The sequence below is a fragment of the Paracidovorax citrulli genome (assembly GCF_900100305.1).
GTDB lineage: Bacteria > Pseudomonadota > Gammaproteobacteria > Burkholderiales > Burkholderiaceae_C > Paracidovorax > Paracidovorax citrulli.
Map to the genome: position 1 here is coordinate 174,342 of NZ_FNEY01000004.1, position 17,521 is coordinate 191,862.

At 70.9% G+C, this 17,521-nt stretch carries 16 protein-coding genes; 4 read left to right on the top strand and 12 right to left on the bottom strand.

Features of this window, described 5'->3' with window-relative positions; genetic code table 11:
• Positions 1 to 10 precede the first annotated feature (10 nt).
• The 7 genes from queE to BLR99_RS04380 form a co-directional block, all read right to left on the bottom strand.
• Positions 11 to 649 (bottom strand): 7-carboxy-7-deazaguanine synthase, encoded by a 639-nt coding sequence (gene queE / locus BLR99_RS04350; protein ID WP_011796876.1) that lies wholly within the window; start codon positions 647 to 649, stop codon positions 11 to 13.
• Positions 646 to 1,884: an 8-amino-7-oxononanoate synthase gene (gene bioF / locus BLR99_RS04355; protein WP_046060787.1), complete on the bottom strand. Its 1,239-nt coding sequence runs from the start codon at positions 1,882 to 1,884 to the stop codon at positions 646 to 648. The genes queE and bioF overlap by 4 nt, the downstream gene beginning before the upstream one ends.
• A complete protein-coding gene (gene bioD / locus BLR99_RS04360) occupies positions 1,881 to 2,570 on the bottom strand; it encodes a dethiobiotin synthase (protein WP_046060786.1) in 690 nt (229 codons plus the stop codon). The genes bioF and bioD overlap by 4 nt, the downstream gene beginning before the upstream one ends.
• Positions 2,567 to 3,934 (bottom strand): adenosylmethionine--8-amino-7-oxononanoate transaminase, encoded by a 1,368-nt coding sequence (gene bioA / locus BLR99_RS04365; protein WP_048857626.1) that lies wholly within the window; start codon positions 3,932 to 3,934, stop codon positions 2,567 to 2,569. The genes bioD and bioA overlap by 4 nt, the downstream gene beginning before the upstream one ends.
• 36 nt (positions 3,935 to 3,970) lie before the next feature.
• A complete protein-coding gene (gene nadB, locus BLR99_RS04370) occupies positions 3,971 to 5,560 on the bottom strand; it encodes an L-aspartate oxidase (protein WP_011796872.1) in 1,590 nt (529 codons plus the stop codon).
• A gap of 70 nt (positions 5,561 to 5,630) precedes the next feature.
• Complete coding sequence (locus BLR99_RS04375; protein WP_011796871.1) at positions 5,631 to 6,482, bottom strand: segregation and condensation protein A; 852 nt, start codon at positions 6,480 to 6,482, stop codon at positions 5,631 to 5,633.
• A 74-nt stretch (positions 6,483 to 6,556) separates the two neighbouring features.
• Positions 6,557 to 6,760, bottom strand: a complete 204-nt coding sequence (locus BLR99_RS04380; RefSeq protein ID WP_011796870.1) for a DUF3460 family protein — start codon at positions 6,758 to 6,760, stop codon at positions 6,557 to 6,559.
• Between the two features lie 156 nt (positions 6,761 to 6,916).
• Here BLR99_RS04380 and BLR99_RS04385 point away from each other — a divergent pair, with 156 nt between their 5' ends.
• Positions 6,917 to 7,486 (top strand): hypothetical protein, encoded by a 570-nt coding sequence (locus tag BLR99_RS04385; protein WP_011796869.1) that lies wholly within the window; start codon positions 6,917 to 6,919, stop codon positions 7,484 to 7,486.
• A gap of 103 nt (positions 7,487 to 7,589) precedes the next feature.
• A complete protein-coding gene (locus tag BLR99_RS04390; protein ID WP_017440017.1) occupies positions 7,590 to 8,225 on the top strand; it encodes a YitT family protein in 636 nt (211 codons plus the stop codon).
• Between the two features lie 17 nt (positions 8,226 to 8,242).
• On the opposite strand, the gene BLR99_RS04395 is transcribed toward BLR99_RS04390, so the two are convergent.
• The 5 genes from BLR99_RS04395 to BLR99_RS04415 form a co-directional block, all read right to left on the bottom strand.
• On the bottom strand, positions 8,243 to 8,515 hold the full coding sequence (locus tag BLR99_RS04395) for a hypothetical protein (RefSeq protein WP_011796867.1): 273 nt from the start codon (positions 8,513 to 8,515) through the stop codon (positions 8,243 to 8,245).
• An 11-nt stretch (positions 8,516 to 8,526) separates the two neighbouring features.
• Positions 8,527 to 10,647, bottom strand: coding sequence for a methionine--tRNA ligase (gene metG / locus BLR99_RS04400; RefSeq protein ID WP_011796866.1), 2,121 nt, complete (start codon positions 10,645 to 10,647; stop codon positions 8,527 to 8,529).
• Positions 10,648 to 10,748: 101 nt separating this feature from the next.
• Positions 10,749 to 12,500, bottom strand: a complete 1,752-nt coding sequence (gene poxB / locus BLR99_RS04405; protein ID WP_046060783.1) for a ubiquinone-dependent pyruvate dehydrogenase — start codon at positions 12,498 to 12,500, stop codon at positions 10,749 to 10,751.
• An 89-nt stretch (positions 12,501 to 12,589) separates the two neighbouring features.
• Positions 12,590 to 13,846: a patatin-like phospholipase family protein gene (locus BLR99_RS04410; RefSeq protein WP_011796864.1), complete on the bottom strand. Its 1,257-nt coding sequence runs from the start codon at positions 13,844 to 13,846 to the stop codon at positions 12,590 to 12,592.
• Between the two features lie 15 nt (positions 13,847 to 13,861).
• Entirely contained in the window at positions 13,862 to 14,440 is a 579-nt protein-coding gene (locus tag BLR99_RS04415) for a restriction endonuclease (RefSeq protein WP_046060828.1), read from the bottom strand.
• 156 nt (positions 14,441 to 14,596) lie between these two features.
• On the opposite strand from BLR99_RS04415, the gene apbC reads away from it, so the two are divergent.
• Both apbC and BLR99_RS04425 read left to right on the top strand, forming a co-directional pair.
• Entirely contained in the window at positions 14,597 to 15,688 is a 1,092-nt protein-coding gene (apbC, locus tag BLR99_RS04420; protein WP_046060782.1) for an iron-sulfur cluster carrier protein ApbC, read from the top strand.
• Positions 15,689 to 15,891: 203 nt separating this feature from the next.
• A complete protein-coding gene (locus BLR99_RS04425) occupies positions 15,892 to 17,520 on the top strand; it encodes an OFA family MFS transporter (RefSeq protein ID WP_017439295.1) in 1,629 nt (542 codons plus the stop codon).
• Position 17,521: the final 1 nt, after the last annotated feature.

Consider the following 17,521-nt stretch of genomic DNA (forward strand, 5'->3'; position numbering starts at 1 on the left):
GGGCGCCGCTTCAGCGGATGCCCGTGAGTTTGTGGGTCTGCAGGCTCAGGCGCCAGGCGGGCCGCTCCATGCAGGCGGCGATGCACAGGCCGGTGTTCGCGGCCTGGTCGGGCCCGTCCATGGGCTGCAGGAAGCGGTGTTCGAAGCGGGTCGCGCTTTCGAGTTCCGCGAGGTCGAAGCCGGGCTGCGGCCAGACCAGCTTGAGTTCCTGGCCGGCGCGCTGCACCCAGGGCGCGCCCGCCTTGGGACTCACGCAGAGCCAGTCGATGCCGGGCGGGGCGGCGACGGTGCCGTTGCTTTCCACCGCGATGCGCATGCCCCGGGCGTGCAGCGCGTCGATGAGCGGGGTGTCGAGCTGCAGCAGCGGCTCGCCGCCGGTCAGCACCACCAGCCGGTGATCGGCGTCGTGCGCCGGCCATTGCGCGGCGATCACGTCGGCGAGCGCCTCGGCCTGCGCGTACTTGCCGCCCAGCGTGCCATCGGTGCCGACGAAATCGGTATCGCAGAAGCGGCAGACGGCGCTGCTCCTGTCTTCTTCGCGGCCGCTCCAGAGGTTGCAGCCGGCGAAGCGGCAGAACACGGCGGGCATGCCGGCCTGGCCGCCTTCGCCCTGCAGGGTGTAGAAGATTTCCTTGACGCTGTAGGTCATGCGGCGGCCTCCTGGGGCAGTGCGGATCGGGCGGCGGGGGCGATGTCGGCCAGCGCATCCACGAGCCGGGCCACGTCCGCCTCGGTGTGGGCCGCCGAGAGGGCGATGCGCAGCCGCGCCGTGCCCTCCGGCACCGTCGGCGGGCGGATCGCGGGCACCCACAGGCCCCGCGCGCGCAGCGCTTCCATGGCGGCCAGCGCCTCGTCGTTGGCGCCGATCACGAGCGCCTGGACGGCGGTGCGCGACGTGCCCAGTTCCCAGTGCGTGCCCTGCAGCACGGGAACGAGGCCCGCGCGCAGTTGCGCGATGCGGGCATCGAGGTGGGCGCGCAGCGCGTCCCCGCGCTCGATGAGGCCGAGGCTGGCCTGGAGCGTGCGCGCCAGCAGCGCGGGCGCGGCGGTGGCGAAGATGTAGCTGCGCGTTTTCTGCAGCAGCCATTCGATGAGGACTTCGCTGCCGGCGACGAAGGCCCCGGCGGCGCCTGCCGCCTTGCCCAGCGTGGCCATGTAGAGCACGCGCTGCGACGCCCGCTGCCCGGTCAGGCCCGCCTCGGCGAGGGCGCCGCGGCCCTGCGGGCCGAGCACGCCGAAGCCGTGGGCATCGTCGAGCAGCAGCAGCGCGTCGTGGCGCTCGCAGAGCGCATGCAGCGTGCGGATGTCGGCCACGTCGCCGTCCATGCTGAAGACCGCATCGCTGACCACGAGCTTGCGCCGCGCGGGACTGGCAGCGAGCAGGGCTTCGAGCGCGGCGAGGTCGCCGTGGGGGTAGCGGTGGATGGTGGCGCGCGAAAGGCGTGCCCCGTCGATCAGGCAGGCATGGTTGAGCGCATCCGAAAACAGCGCGTCGCCCGCGCCCACCAGCGCCGGCACGATGCCGGTGTTGGTCGCGTAGCCGGCATAGAAGTAGAGCGCCCGGGGCAACTGCACGAAGCGCGCGAGGTCGGCCTCCAGCGCGGCATTGGCCTGGCTGTGGCCGCTCACCAGCGGCGAGCCGCCCGATCCCACGCCGAATTCGCGCGCGCCCGCACAGGCGGCATCGGCGAGCGCGGGATGTCCGGCCAGCCCCAGGTAGTCGTTGCTGCAGAAGGCCAGCATGGGCTGCCCGTCCACGTCCAGGTGCGCGCCCTGCAGCGGCCGCACCGTGCGCCGGCGGCGGCGCAGGTGGACGGCGTCGAGTTCCGCCAGGCGGGCGGGCAGTTCGTCGAGCCAGGAGGGAGCGAAGGGAAAGGTCGTCATGCGGAGGGCGTGGTCCAGGAGTCGGGCAGCGCGAACGGCGTGGCGCGCGGGTCGGGCTGCCGCTGGTGCGGGATGTCTGCGAGCAGGGGCGCCCGCAGGCGCTGGCGCAGCCAGGCGATATTGTCCTCCGCGGCCAGCATGGAGGGGTCGATGCGGCTGGCGATCCAGCCGGCGAGCGGCAATCCGCGCGCGCGGATGGCATCGGCCGTGAGCGCCGCGTGGCTGAGGCACCCCAGGCGCAGGCCCACGACGAGCACCACGGGCAGGCCGAGCGCCTGGGCCAGGTCGGCACCGGTTTCCGTGTCCGAGAGCGGCACGTGGAAGCCGCCGGCCCCTTCCACCACGACGGCATCGGCCTGCGCGGCGAGCGCTCTGAAGGCCTGCACGATGGCGGCGATGTCGATGCGCGTGCCCGCACGCCGCGCGGCGATGTGCGGCGAGAGCGGGTCGGGCAGCAGCACGGGATTGTCCAGCGCGGGCGCCACCTGGATCGTGGAGGCGGCGCGCAGGGCCAGCACATCCTCGTTGGCGAGCGCGCCGCCGGGGCCGATGGGTTCCGCGCCTGCGGCGACGGCCTTCATGCCGACCACGCGCGCATGGTGCCGCGCGAGCGCGTGCAGCAGGCCGGCGCTGGCGAGGGTCTTGCCCACGCCGGTGTCGGTGCCGGTGACGAAGCAGCCGGTCATGGCAGGCTCCCTTCGGTGGCCGCGGCCGTGCCGGGCGCGCCGTCCTCTTCGGCGAGCGTGGCGTCCAGCGCCGCGAGCGCCTGCCGGCCCAGGTGCGCGATGGCGTCGTCGTCCAGCACGTAGGGCGGCAGGGCGTAGAGGGTGCGGCCGATGGGCCGCAGCAGCAGGCCGCGCGCCATCGCGTGGCGGTGGTAGCGGCGCGCGAAGTCGGGCGCCGTGCCTTCCACGTCCCAGGCCCAGAGCATGCCGAGGTGGCGCGCGTGCCGCACGCGCGGGTGCGCCGAAAGCGGTGCGAAGGCCGCGTGGAACAGCGGCGCGCGCCGTGCGTTGCGCGCGAGTGCATCGGTCTGCGCGAACAGCTCGAGCGTGGCCAGCGCCGCGCGGCAGGCGAGCGGGTTGCCGGTGTAGGAGTGCGAATGCAGGAAGCCGCGCGCCACGTCGTCGTCGTAGAACGCGGCATACACCGCATCGGTGGTGAGCACGGCCGACAGCGGCAGGGTGCCGCCCGTCAGGCCCTTGGAGAGGCAGATGAAGTCCGGACGGATGCCCGCCTGCTGGTGCGCGAACATCGTGCCGGTGCGGCCGAAGCCGGTGGCGATCTCGTCCACGACGAGGTGCACGCCGTAGCGGTCGCACAGCGTGCGGGCCTGCCGCAGGTATTCGGCATCGTGCATCGCCATGCCGGCGGCGCACTGCACCAGCGGCTCCACGATGAGCGCGGCGGTGGTGGCGTGGTGTTCCTCCAGCCAGGCCTGCAGCGCGGCGGCGGCGCGGCGCGCCACGGCGGCGGCGTCCTCTCCGTCCACGGCGCCGCGCGCGTCGGGGCTGGGCACGGTGGCGCCCAGGCGCACGAGGGGCGCGTAGGCTTCGCGGAACAGGCCGATGTCGGTCACGGCGAGCGCGCCCACGGTCTCCCCGTGGTAGCCGCCTGCCAGGCCGATGAACCGGCATTTCCCGGGCCGGCCGTGGTTGCGCCAGAAATGCGCGCTCATCTTGAGCGCGATCTCCGTGGCGGCCGAGCCGTCGCTGCCGTAGAACGCATGTCCGAGCCCGGTGAGCGCGGAGAGGCGCTCGGAGAGCTCCACCACCGGCGCGTGCGTGAAGCCCGCGAGCATCACGTGGTCCAGCCGCGCCAGCTGGTCGGCGATGGCTTCGCGGATGTGCGGATGGCCGTGGCCGAAAAGGTTGACCCACCACGAACTGATGCCGTCCAGGTAGCGGCGGCCGTCGTCCCCCTCCAGCCAGGGGCCGGCCGCGCGGGCGATGGCCACGGGTGGATCGGCCTCGTGGCGCTTCATCTGGGTGCAGGGATGCCACACGCTGGCGATGCTGCGGGCGGCGAAGGAAGTGTCGTCTCGGACCATGCGTCTGCAGGAAAGAAAAAAAAGGGCCGGCGCCGGTCAGCGGACCGGCGGCACGAGGAGGGTGGGCGCCGCGGGCGCGGCCATGGCGGGCCAGTCGCGGCTGTAGTGCAGGCCGCGGCTTTCGCGCCGCTGCTGGGCCGAGCGCACGATGAGCTCGGCCACCTGCACGAGGTTGCGCAGCTCCAGCAGGTCGCGGCAGACATGGAAGTTCGCGTAGAACTCGGCGATCTCCGCCTGCAGCAGCGCGATGCGATGCGCTGCGCGCTCCAGGCGCTTGTCGGTGCGCACGATGCCCACGTAGTCCCACATGAAGCGGCGCAGCTCGTCCCAGTTGTGCGAGATGACCACGCGCTCGTCGGCATCGGTCACGCGGCTGTCGTCCCAGGCGGGCAGGGCCGGTGGCGCGCTGGCGGCAGGCGGCGCGGCGAGGATGGCGCCGGCGGCGGCGCGCGCGAACACCATGCACTCCACCAGCGAGTTGCTCGCCAGGCGGTTGGCGCCGTGCAGGCCGGTGCAGGCGGTCTCGCCGATGGCGTGCAGGCCCGCGAGGTCGGTGCGCCCCGCGAGGTCGGTGAGCACGCCGCCGCAGGTGTAGTGGGCGGCGGGCACCACGGGAATGGGCTGGCGGGTGATGTCGATGCCCAGTTCCGCGCAGCGCGCGAGGATGGTCGGGAAGTGCGCTTGCAGGAATTCCGGGCTCTGGTGCGAGATGTCCAGGTGCACGCAGTCGAGCCCGTGGGTCTTCATCTCGAAGTCGATGGCCCGCGCGACCACGTCGCGCGGGGCGAGTTCGGCGCGCTCGTCGTGCGCCGGCATGAAGCGCGTGCCATCGGGCCGCAGCAGGCGCCCGCCCTCGCCGCGCACCGCTTCGCTGATCAGGAACGACTTGGCCTGGGGGTGGTAGAGGCAGGTGGGGTGGAACTGGATGAATTCCATGTTCTGCACCCGGCAGCCCGCGCGCCATGCGGCGGCGATGCCGTCGCCCGTGGCCGTGTCCGGGTTGCTGGTGTAGAGGTACACCTTGCCCGCGCCCCCCGTCGCCAGCACGGTGTGCGGTGCGCGGAAGGTGTGCACGGTGTCGGTGGCCTCGTCGAGCGCGTAGAGGCCCAGGCAGCGCTGCGGGCCGGGCAGGCCGAGCTTGCGGGCGGTGATGAGGTCCACCAGCGTGTGCTCTTCCAGCAGGGTGATGCCGGGCGTCGCGCGCACTGTGTCCAGCAGGGTGCGCTGCACGGCCGCGCCGGTGGCATCGGTGGCATGCACGATGCGCCGGGCGCCGTGGCCGCCTTCGCGCGTGAGGTGCAGCCGGCCCGGCGCTTCCTCCGAGAACGGCACGCCCAGGGTCTGCAGCCACCGGATGGCCTGCGGCGCGCCCTCGACGACGGCGCGCGTGGCGGCGAGGTCGCACAGCCCCGCGCCCGCCACGAGCGTGTCCTGCACGTGGGCATCGAACGTGTCGCCGTCGGCCAGCACGGCGGCGATGCCGCCCTGGGCCCAGCCGCTGGCGCCGTCGCCCAGCCCCCGCTTGGTGAGCACGGCCACGCGGTGCGTGGGAGCGAGGTGCAGCGCGGTGGACAGGCCCGCGAGGCCGCTGCCGATGATGAGTACGTCGTAATCGAAGGAGGCCATGCGGTTCGGAAGGGGAGAGAGAAGTCGGAAGGGGCCGCTGTCCGCCGGAGGGCGGTGCCGCGGCGGCGGTTCACACCGGGGTGTAGGCCAGGCGCACGTAGATGGGCGCGAAGGCTTCCGCCTGGGTGATCTCGATCAGCGTTTCCTTGCCCAACTCCAGCAGGGCGATGAAGGTCACCACGAGCACCGTGGAGCCTTTGGAGGGGTCGAACAGTTCCTCGAACTCGACGAAGCGCCGGCCCTGCAGCGTCTTGAGCACGGCGCTCATGTACTCGCGCACGCTCAGCTCTTCGCGGGTGATGCGGTGGTGCTGCACAAGTTTCGCGCGCTTGAGGATGTCGCGCCAGGCTTCCTGCAGGTCGGCCACGTGGACATCGGGAAACCGCTGCACCAGGCTCTGCTCGATGTGGACCTGCGCGCGCAGGAAGTCACGGCCGTACTGCGGAGCCCTGCCCAGGTTGGCCGCCGCGAGCTTGATCTGCTCGTATTCCAGCAGCCGGCGCACCAGCTCGGCGCGCGGGTCTTCCGGCTCCTGGGCGCCTTCCTGCTTCTTGGGCGGCAGCAGCATGCGCGACTTGATCTCGATGAGCATCGCCGCCATCAGCAGGTATTCGGCCGCCAGTTCCAGGTTGCGGCTGCGGATCTCGTCCACGTAGCCCAGGTACTGCCGCGTGACATCCAGCATCGGGATGTCGAGGATGTTGAAATTCTGCTTGCGGATGAGGTAGAGCAGCAGGTCCAGGGGGCCCTCGAAGGCCTCCAGGAACACTTCCAGCGCGTCGGGCGGGATGTAGAGGTCCTGCGGCAGGGCGAACAGGGGCTCTCCGTAGAGCCGCGCCACGGCGTCGCCCGCCGCGCTGTCGGCGGCATCCTGCGCGGCATCACCGGCGTGCGGCGGGGAATCCACGGCGTCGGCGCTCATGCGCTGCCTTCATCCGGATGGTGCGGGCCGCCCGCGGAGCACCGGCGTGCCTGCCGTTCCATGGGCCGGGGCGGTCAGGCCTGGGTCTGGTACACGTAGGGCTTCTGGGCCACGCGGGCCTCGCCGTATTCCTCCCAGATGTCGCGGTCCACCTGCTTGTCCCACAGCAGGGCGCGGCCCGCCACCTGCTGGGCGTCGAGTTCGGGCCGTTCGGACTTGAGCTTCTGGATGAACTGGGTGGCGTCGGACTGGTAGTCGGGGCGGCGGAAGAAGGACATGGCAGGCGAATCGGAGTCTTTGTAACAACCGGAGATTTTACCGGTGGCCGGCCACGGCTACAGTTCCGGCTGCCGTTCCCTCTGCCGCTCCGGTTCCCGGGGCCGAAATTCCATCTGCATTGCGCGCCTGCCGCGCGCTTTCCTGTTCCCCCATCGATGACGATTTCCCTGCCCCGAGCTTCCTCTCTCCATTCCCCGATCCTGTCCGCGCCCCCGGGGCCCGTTTCCCCCGCGCGCCGCCGCGCGCTGTCTGCCGCCGCCGCGGGCGGCGCGGCGCTCTGGCTGCTTTCCGCCTGCGATCCCCAGCGCATCCGCGAACTCGAAGAGGGCGTTTCGACCGAGGCCGACGTGCGCGCCCGCTTCGGCGAGCCGGAGCGCATCTGGGACGAGCCCGGCGGCGCGCGCACGCTCGAATACAACCGCCAGCCCGCCGGGCACCAGAACTACATGATCACCATCGGCCCCGACGGCCGCATGAGCGCGCTGCGCCAGGTGCTCGCGCCGCATGTGTTCGAGACGATCGTTCCCGGCATGCTCATGGAGGAGGTGCGCCGCCGCCTGGGCAAGCCGGCGAAAATGATGACTTTCGAACGCAAGGGCGAAACCGTCTGGGACTGGCGCTGGAACGATGGCGGCAACCAGCCCATGGTGTTCAGCGTGACCTTCGACCTCCGCGGCCGCGTGCTGCGCAGCGGCAGCACGGCCGAGCTGCAGGACGGCCGTTGAGCCTGCGCGGTGGAGGTGCCGCAGCATGGTCGCAAGCCGCTGGCCCGCCGCTTGCATGCCTTCTGCACATCCACTTCTGCACCTCCCGCCGCTCCTGCCTGCCATGCCGTCCACGCCGCCCGATCCCATTCCGGTTCCCGTTCCTTCGCTACGGCATGGCCGCTACGAGGATGCGCAGGCGCTCTTCGCCGGCACGCTCTTCGTGGCCATGGCGCTGATGCTGTTCGGGCAGGCGGGTCTGCTCATCGGCAGTACCGCCGGCATCGCCTTCCTGCTGCACTACCTGACGGATATTTCCTTCGGCAAGCTGTTCTTCGCCATCAACCTGCCGTTCTACTGGTTCGCCTGGACGCGCATGGGCCGCGAGTTCACCGTGAAGACCTTCCTCAGCGTGGCGCTGCTCTCGGCGCTCACGGAAATGTTCCCGCACGTGATGCACGTGGATTACCTCGATCCGCTGTTCGCCGCGGTGCTAGGCGGCCTGCTGCTCGGCACGGGCTGCCTGTTCCTCGCGCGGCACAAGTCCTGCCTGGGCGGTGCCACCATCGTGGCGCTCTACCTGCAGAACCGGCACGGCATGCGCGCGGGCAAGGTGCAGCTGGTCATCGACTGCACCGTGCTGGCGCTGGCGCTCTTCGTGGTGCCGCCGGAGCGCGTCGGCTACTCCGTGCTGGCGGCCGTGGTGATGGGCGTGTTCCTGTGGATCAGCCACCGGCCCGGACGCTACGTGGGCGAGTAGGCGCGCCCCGGCCCGCGTCAGGAGCCCGGCGCCGGCCGGATCGACTCGCGGATCTGGATGCCGCTGTTGTCCGCGGAGCCGCCCGTGACCGCATCGGCGGCCATGCCCACGCCCTTGCCGACGATCTTCACCGTACCGATGGCGGCATCGGCCGCGAGGCCCACGGCGCTCGCCGTGACGCCCACGGCTGTGGTCGCCACGCTGACCGCGGTGCAGCCGGCGAGCAGGGCCAGCGCTGCCGGCAGGGCCAGCCGTAGCAGGGCGGCCGGGCCAGGGGGTAGGACGGGCATGGCCGGTCCGATCAGCGCACCCGCATGCCGGGCGTCGCCCCCGGCCACGGATTCAGCACGTGGATGCCCGGATGCGCCTTCTCGTCGCCATGGCTGGCGGCGAGCACCATGCCCTCGCTGACGCCGAACTTCATCTTGCGCGGCGCGAGGTTGGCGACCATCACCGTCAGCTTGCCCACGAGTTCCTCGGGGCGGTAGGCGCTCGCGATGCCGGAGAAGACGTTGCGGTGGCGGCCTTCGCCCACGTCGAGCGTGAGGCGCAGCAGCTTGGTGGAGCCCTCGACCGGCTCGCAGTTCACGATCAGCGCGATGCGCAGGTCGATCTTCGCGAAGTCGTCGATGGTGATGGTGGGGGCGATGTGCTCGCCGCCGGGGGCCTCTGTGGCGGCACCGGCCGCGGCACTGGCTTCGGCCGCCGCGTTCGCGGCAGGCGCGGCAGGAGCCGCAGCGGCCGCCGGTACCTCGAACAGCGCTTCGAGCTGCTTGATGTCCACGCGCTGCATCAGGTGCTGGTAGGCGCCGATGGCGTGGCCTTCGCCCAGCAGGGCGGGCGCATCGGCGAAGGTAAGGGGCTGGACGTTCAGGAACGCCTCCACCTGCGCCGCCAGCGCCGGCAGCACGGGCTTGAGGTAGAGCGTGAGCAGGCGGAAGGCCTCGATGCAGGTGGTGCAGGCGGCCTGCAGCGCGGCCTCCTGGCCTTCCTGCTTGGCGAGTTCCCAGGGCTTGCGCGCATCCACGTACTCGTTCACGCGGTCGGCCAGAAGCATGGTTTCGCGCACGGCGCGGGCGGTGTCGCGCCGCTCGTAGGCCTCGGCGATGGCGCCGGCCTGGGCGCGCAGGGCCTCCAGCAGCGCCGCGCCGTCGGCATCGGGCGCGCCGAGCCGGCCGCCGAAGCGCTTGGTGAGGAAGCCCGCGGCGCGGCTCGCGATGTTCACGAACTTGCCGATCAGGTCGCTGTTGACCCGCGCCATGAAGTCCTCGGCGTTGAAGTCGATGTCCTCGTTGCGGCCGTTGAGCTTGGCCGCGAGGTAGTAGCGCAGCCACTCGGCGTTCATCCCCAGGCCCAGGTACTTCAGCGGGTCGAGCCCCGTGCCGCGGCTCTTGCTCATCTTCTCGCCGTTGTTCACGGTGAGGAAACCGTGCACGAACACCGCGTCCGGTGTCTTGCGGCCGCTGAACTTCAGCATCGCGGGCCAGAACAGCGTGTGGAAGGTGACGATGTCCTTGCCGATGAAGTGGACCTGCTCCAGCTGCGGGTCGGCCACGTAGTCGTCGTAGCTCTGGCCGCGCTTTTCCAGCAGGTTCTTGAGCGAGGCGAGGTAGCCCACGGGCGCGTCCAGCCAGACGTAGAAGTACTTGCCCGGCGCGTCGGGGATCTCGATGCCGAAGTAGGGCGCGTCGCGGCTGATGTCCCAGTCGCCCAGGCCTTCGCTGGTGGTGCCGTCGGGGTTGGTGCGCACCGAGAACCATTCCTTGACCTTGTTGGCCACCTCGGGCTGCAGGCGGCCGTCCTGTGTCCATTCCTGCAGGAAGGCCACGCAGCGCGGGTCGGAGAGCTGGAAGAAGAAGTGGTCGGAGCTTTTCAGCACCGGCTTGGCGCCGGAGAGGGCGGAGTAGGGCTCGATCAGGTCGGTGGGCGCGTACACCGCGCCGCAGTTCTCGCAGTTGTCGCCGTACTGGTCCCTGGCATGGCAGCGCGGGCATTCGCCCTTGATGAAGCGGTCCGGCAGGAACATGTTCTTCTCGGGGTCGAAGAACTGCTCGATGGTGCGCGTCTCGATCAGGCCCGCGGCCTGCAGGTCGCGGTAGATCTGGCGGGCGAGCTCGTGGTTCTCGGGCGCATCCGTGCTGTGCCAGTTGTCGAAGCGGATGTGGAAGCCCTCCAGGTAGGGCTTGCGGCCGGCGGCGATGTCGGCCACGAACTGCTGCGGCGTCTTGCCGGCCTTCTCGGCGGCGATCATGATCGGCGCGCCGTGCGTGTCGTCCGCGCCGACGAAGTTCACCTCGGCGCCCTGCATGCGCTGGAACCGCACCCAGATGTCGGCCTGGATGTATTCCATGATGTGGCCGATGTGGAAGTTGCCGTTGGCGTACGGCAGGGCGGTGGTGACGAAGATCTTGCGTGCGGGCATCGGGAGCGGGCTTTCTGAGGGGAGTGCGGCCCGGGCGGAGGGCTCCGGGCGCAACGGGTGATTTTAAGAGCCTCCCCGGTCCGGCGCCGCGCCGGCCGCCGTCACCTCCGGCGCAGCAGGTTGGTTTTCGCCAGCTCGACGATCTCGTCGCCCCGGCCGTTCATCACCGCGCGCGCGGCATACAGGCTGAAGCCCTTCACCTGCGCGGCCTTGATCTTCGGCGGCATCGACAGCTCCATCGGATCCACCCGCACGTCCACCAGGGCGGGGCCGTCGTGGGCCAGCGCCCGCACCAGGGCGGGCTCGAGTTCGTCCGAGCGGGCGACGCGCAGGCCCAGGAAGCCCATGCCGTTCGCGATGGCGCTGAAATCCGGGTTCTGCAGCGCGACGTTGGTGTCCAGGTAGCCTGCGGCTTTCTGCTCCATCTGCACGAAGCCGAGCACGCCGTTGTTGATGAGCACGATCTTGATCGGCAGCTTCATCTGCACGGCGGTCAGCATGTCGCCCATCAGCATCGCGAGGCCGCCGTCGCCGGAGATCGACACCACCTGGCGGTCGGGCCGCACCGCCTGCGCGCCCAGCGCCTGCGGCATCGCGTTGGCCATCGAGCCGTGGTTGAAGGAGCCGAGCAGCCGCCGCCGGCCGTTCATGCGCAGGTAGCGCGCGGCCCAGATGGCCGGCGTGCCCACGTCGAACGTGAAGACCGCATCGTCGGCAGCCAGCCGGTCGAGCGTGGCCGCCACGAACTGCGGGTGCAGCGGCTCGTCGCCGGCGCGCGGCGACGCGAGTCCGTCCAGGTCCCTGCGCGCCGCCTGGTAGTGCTCGCGCGCCTTGTCGAGAAAGCCGGTGTCGCGGCCCGGCTGGATGAGCGGAGCCAGCATGGCGGCGGCCTCGCGCACGTCGGCGACCAGACCCATGCGCAATTGCGCGCGCCGGCCCAGCGCGCCGGGGTCGCGGTCGATCTGCACGATGGTCGCATCTTCCGGATAGAAGTCGCGGTACGGAAAGTCCGTGCCCAGCATGAGCAGCGTGTCGCACTCGCGCATCGCGTGGTAGCCGGACGAGAAGCCGATCAGGCCGGTCATGCCGACGTCGAACGGGTTGTCCCACTCCATGTGCTCCTTGCCGCGGAAGGCGTGCACGATCGGCGCGGCCAGGGCCTTCGCCAGGGCCACCACCTCGTCGTGCGCACCGGCCGTGCCGGCGCCGGCCAGGATGGTCACGGCCTCCGAGCCGTTCAGCAGGGCGGCGAGGTCCGCGAGCGCGGCCGCGTCGGGCAGCAGGCGCGGCAGGGCCGGCGGTGCGAAATCGGGCCGCGCGCCCTCCGGCGCTTCGAGGGTGGACACGTCGCCCGGCAGCACGATCACGGCCACGCCGTGGCGGCCGATGGCGGTGCGCATCGCGCGGTGCAGCACCTCGGGCAACTGCTTCGGGTCCTGCACCATCTCGCAGAAATGGCTGCATTCGCGGAACAGCTCGGTCGGGTGGGTTTCCTGGAAGTACCCCAGGCCGATCTCGCTGGAGGGGATGTGACTGGCGATGGCCAGCACGGGCTGGTGGTTGCGCTGGCAGTCGTAGAGCCCGTTGATGAGGTGCAGGTTGCCCGGCCCGCAACTGCCCGCGCACACGGCGAGCCGCCCCGTGACCTGGGCCTCGGCGCCCGCGGCGAAGGCGCCGGCCTCTTCGTGGCGCACGTGCATCCACTCGATGCCGCCGTGCCGGCGCAGGCTGTCGTTGATGGCGTTCAGGCTGTCGCCGGTGACGCCCCAGATGCGTTGCACGCCGGCATGCGCCAGGGTCTCGACCAGGAGGTCGGCCACCGATTTCGCCTTGGAGGAACCAAAAATGCCCATCGCCAGGAACTCCCCGGAAGTTGTGGACGGATCATTCTAGGTACCGCAGTGCCATCGGTGGAAACCCTGGGTGTCGGACGTTTTCGCTTTCAGCGGAGAGGCTGCCGTGCCGGTGCCCGGACCGGCTGGCCCGCGTCGTGCCAGCCGAAAAAGCGGCAGATCTCGGCGCGGCGCGCGAGCGCGTCCTGCCGGCCGAGCGCCATGAGTTCGCGCGTGTAGCCGGGCTCGAACAGCAGGTAGCTCGCCAGCGCGGCGCCGCGCACGTCCCGCTCGTTGGCGGTCACGCCCAGGGCGCCCAGCAGGGTGCGAATGGGGGCAGGGAGGTCGCCCACGTGGCGGGCCGCCAGCGCATCCAGGCGCTGCGACGGGGCGATCACCAGCAGCTCCAGGGGCCGCAGCGGGCTGAGTGCCCGCGCCTCGGGCGGAATCAGCGCCAGGGTCTGGTTGATGCGCTGCGCGCGCTCCACGTCCACCGCCAGGGCATCCAGGAAGATGTTGGACAGCGCATGCCCCGCCACCTGGGCCAGCGTCGGGTAAGCCGGCACGGACTCCGTGGACAGGTCGCCGGCCGGCTCGTGCATGCGGCCCGCGCCGATCACCAGCACGCGGCCGGCCCCGAGGTGGATGGCCGGCGCGATCGGGGCGGACTGGCGCATGGAGCCGTCGCCGAAGAACTGGGTCCTCCCGTCCAGCTCCAGCGCGGTGGCCGGAAAGACGAACGGAATCGCCGACGAGGCCAGAAGGTGGTCGTGCGTGATGCGACCGCGTGCCGCGCGGCGCTGCTGCCGCTGCCAGGGTGCGAGCGGGTCGGCGGCCTCGAAGAAGGTGATGTGCTCGCCCGAGGTGTAGCTGGATGCCGTGACGGCCAGCGCCTGCACGTGGCCCGCGCGGATCAGGCGCGGCAGGCGCGAGAGCGGCACCAGCCGGGAGAGCAGTTCCGCCAGGGGGGCGTTGTCCAGCAGCGAGCGCGGGCGCATCCGCCGCCAGCGGGCCAGCGCCCAGCCCAGCGAGAGCAGCGTGAGCCAGCGTGCCCCGCTGCGCATCACGCTCAACGAGTCCGCGCGGTACACCTGCTGGGCGTGGAAGTCGCTCCATACGTGGGCGATGCGCCTCACGGCGCGGTCGAAATGGTCCGCCCCGCAGGCCAGGGCGGCGGCATTGATGGCCCCGGCGGACGTGCCGGTGATGATGGGGAAAGGGTTGGGCTCGCGCCCGGCCCCGCAGGCCTTGCGCAGGTCGGAAATGGCCTCCAGCACGCCCACCTGGTAGGCCGCGCGCGCGCCGCCGCCCGTGAGCACGAGGCCTGCCGGGCGCTGCGCGGCGATCCGGGACGGCGCGGCTGCCATGGGAGGGACGACCGTTCAGCGGCCCGTGCCGGCCGGGACCTTGAGCAGCAGGGTGGCCAGCGCGGGACCGTCCAGGAGGTCCAGCCCGTGGCTGCGCGCGAAATCCCGCGCCGCTTCGCTCACGGCGCCCAGTGGCGCGAGGTAGGCGCCCGAGGCGCCGTCCCGCGCCTGCACCGCGGCCTGCAGTTCGCGCAGGGGCTCCACGCCATGGGTGGCTGCCTTCCAGCGGCGGGCGGCTACCAGCACGGAACGCCCGCCCTTGTCGAGGCGGAAGTCCGCCGCGCCACCGGTCAGCCGCTGGACGGCGTAGCCCTCGGCAAGCCAGGCACGCTCGAGCCGGTCGGCGAGCAGGCGCCAGGGCAGGGCACCGGCCTCGTCCAGGGCCGCCTGCAGGCGCGCGGCGCTGGGGGCGTTCCATTGCCGCCAGGCCGCCATGGCGCCCACGCCGACCAGAGGCAGCACGCCCACGGCCGCGAACGGCGCCACGTGCGCCGGCAGCAGTGCCCCGCAGGCCAGGGCGATGGCGCCCGCCGCGAGGAAGCTCACCCACCACGGCGAGCGCAGCAGGATGGCGAAAAGCGAGTTGGGGGCCATCTTCAGTTTCACGGAGCGGCAATCCTCGAAGGCAATGCGGCCATCGGGTGGATGGCGGGCGGGGTGGCAAAAAAACGCGAACGGCGGCATTGTCCTGCGGCCCGTGAGGGTGGAGGGCAGGGAATAGACTACCCGGCCCCAAGGAGATTTACCGATATGGCAGTGACTGAACAGGCGCTACTCGCGGCGCTCGCGAGCGTACGCGATCCGCACACGGGCAAGGATTTCGTTTCCACGCGCGCGCTGCGCGACCTGCGCATCGACGGCGGCGCCGTGTCCTTCACCGTGGAGCTGGGCTACCCGGCCCGCAGCCTGGAAGCCGCCCTGGCGGGCGAACTGGAGGCCGCGGCGCGTACCGTGGCGGGGGTGGAGCGGGTGTCCGCCACCATCGCCACGCGCATCGTGGCGCACGCGGTCCAGCGCGGCGTGCAGGTGCTGCCGCAGGTGCGCAACATCATCGCCGTCGCCTCGGGCAAGGGCGGGGTGGGCAAGAGCACCACGGCCGCCAACCTCGCCCTCGCGCTGGCGTCCGAGGGCGCTCGCGTGGGCGTGCTCGATGCCGACATCTACGGCCCCAGCCAGCCGATGATGCTGGGCATCGCGGACCGGCCCGAGAGCGCCGACGGCAAGACCATGGAGCCGCTGCGCAACCACGGCGTGCAGGTGATGTCCATCGGCTTCCTGGTGGAACCCGACCAGGCCATGATCTGGCGCGGGCCCATGGCCACCCAGGCGCTGGAGCAACTGCTGCGGCAGACGAACTGGCAGGACCTGGACTATCTGATCGTGGACATGCCCCCGGGCACGGGCGACATCCAGCTCACCCTCTCGCAGCGCGTGCCCCTCACGGGCGCCGTCATCGTCACCACGCCGCAGGACATCGCGCTGCTCGATGCGCGCAAGGGCATCAAGATGTTCGAGAAGGTGGGCGTGCCCATCCTGGGCGTGGTGGAGAACATGGCCGCCCACGTCTGCAGCCAGTGCGGGCACGTCGAGCACATCTTCGGCGAGGGCGGCGGCCGCCGCATGGCCGAGGAGAACGGCATGGCCTACCTGGGCGCCCTGCCGCTGGACCTGCAGATCCGCCTGCAGGCCGACAGCGGCGCCCCCACCGTGGTGGCGGAGCCCGACGGCGAGGTGGCGGACATCTACCGCCGGGTGGCGCGGGAGGTGGCCGCGAAGGTCGCGGCGCAGGCCAAGGATTTTTCCTCGAAGTTCCCGACCATCGCGGTCAGCAAGGACACCTGATCCGCTGCGCCGTCCCGACGTCCGCCATCGCGCCAGTCCCTTCGCAACTCGTCCGTTTGGTAGAAAAAGTCAATTACATCTCATGACCTGATCTATTGACGCGGATCAACCGCAGCGTTGAAACTCCGCGCATCCGGAAAAATGTTTCCAGATATTTCATTGCGCGGAACAAAAGCGGTACTTTTGCTGATCAAGGAGCGGGCATGGCGGACACACGACCAGGATTTCTGGACAAGGAGCGGATCATCGCGGGACCGGGTTTCAACCGGTGGCTGGTGCCGCCGGCCGCGCTGGCCATCCACCTGTGCATCGGCATGGCCTACGGCTTCTCGGTCTTCTGGCTGCCGCTGTCCAAGGCGCTGTCCACCGCCGGCACGGGCGCGGGGGCCTGCCCGAAGGACATGAGCTTCTTCGCCGAGCTGTTCGCCACGGGTTGCGACTGGCGCGTGGCCACCCTGGGCTGGATGTACACGCTCTTCTTCGTGTTCCTGGGCTGCTCGGCGGCCATCTGGGGCGGCTGGCTGGAGCGCGCGGGCCCCCGCAAGGCCGGCGTGGTTTCGGCCCTGTGCTGGTGCGGCGGCATGCTGCTGTCGGCGCTGGGCATCCACCTGCACCAGTTCTGGCTCATGATCCTCGGCTCCGGCGTTATCGGTGGCATCGGGCTGGGCCTGGGCTACATCTCGCCGGTGTCCACCCTCATCAAGTGGTTCCCCGACCGCCGCGGCATGGCGACCGGCATGGCCATCATGGGCTTCGGCGGCGGCGCGATGATCGGCTCGCCCCTGGCGGTGGACCTCATGAAGATCTTCTCCACCCCGACCGACGTCGGCGTGATGCAGACCTTCGTGGTGATGGCGCTGATCTATTTCGTCTTCATGATGGCGGGCGCCCTCGGCTACCGCGTGCCCCCCACCGGCTGGACGCCGCCGCCGCCCTCGGCCAACGCCATGATCACCCAGCGCCACGTGCACGTGAAGCGCGTCTGGGGCATCCCGCAGTTCTGGCTCGTGTGGATCGTGCTGTGCATGAACGTGAGCGCGGGCATCGGCGTGATCGGCATGGCCTCGCCCATGCTGCAGGAAGTCTTCGGCGGCTCGCTCATCGATGTGCCCGCGAAGTTCGGCGAGCTCGACAAGAGCCAGCTCGCCGCCATCGCGGCCGTGGCCGGCGGGTTCACCGCGCTGCTGTCGCTGTTCAACATCGGCGGCCGCTTCTTCTGGGCCAGCCTTTCCGACAAGCTCGGCCGCAAGATGACCTACGTGGTGTTCTTCGTGCTGGGCGGCCTGCTCTACGCGAGCATCCCGGGCTCCGCCAGCGCGGGCAGCCAGCTGCTGTTCGTGGGCGCGTTCTGCATCATCCTCTCCATGTACGGCGGCGGCTTCGCCACGGTGCCGGCCTACCTGGCCGACCTGTTCGGCACGCAGTTCGTGGGCGCCATCCACGGCCGCCTGCTCACCGCCTGGGCCACTGCCGGCATCCTGGGCCCGGTCGTGGTGAACTACATGCGCGAGTACCAGCTCGGCCTGGGCATCCCGCGCGAGCAGGTCTACAACCAGACCATGTACATCCTCGTGGGCATGCTGGTGATCGGCCTCATCGCCAACCTGATGGTGCGCCCGCTGGCGGACAAGTGGTTCATGAGCGACGAGGAACTGGCCCACGAGAAGAAGCTCGCCCACGAGAAGGCCGTGGCGGCCGAGGTGGGCACCGGCACCGGCACCGGCGGCACCACCAGCCCGGCGCTGGTCGCCTTCGCCTGGGCCGCCGTGGGCATCCCGCTCGCCTGGGGCATCTACAAGACCTTGGTGAGCGCGGCCAAGTTCTTCCACTGAA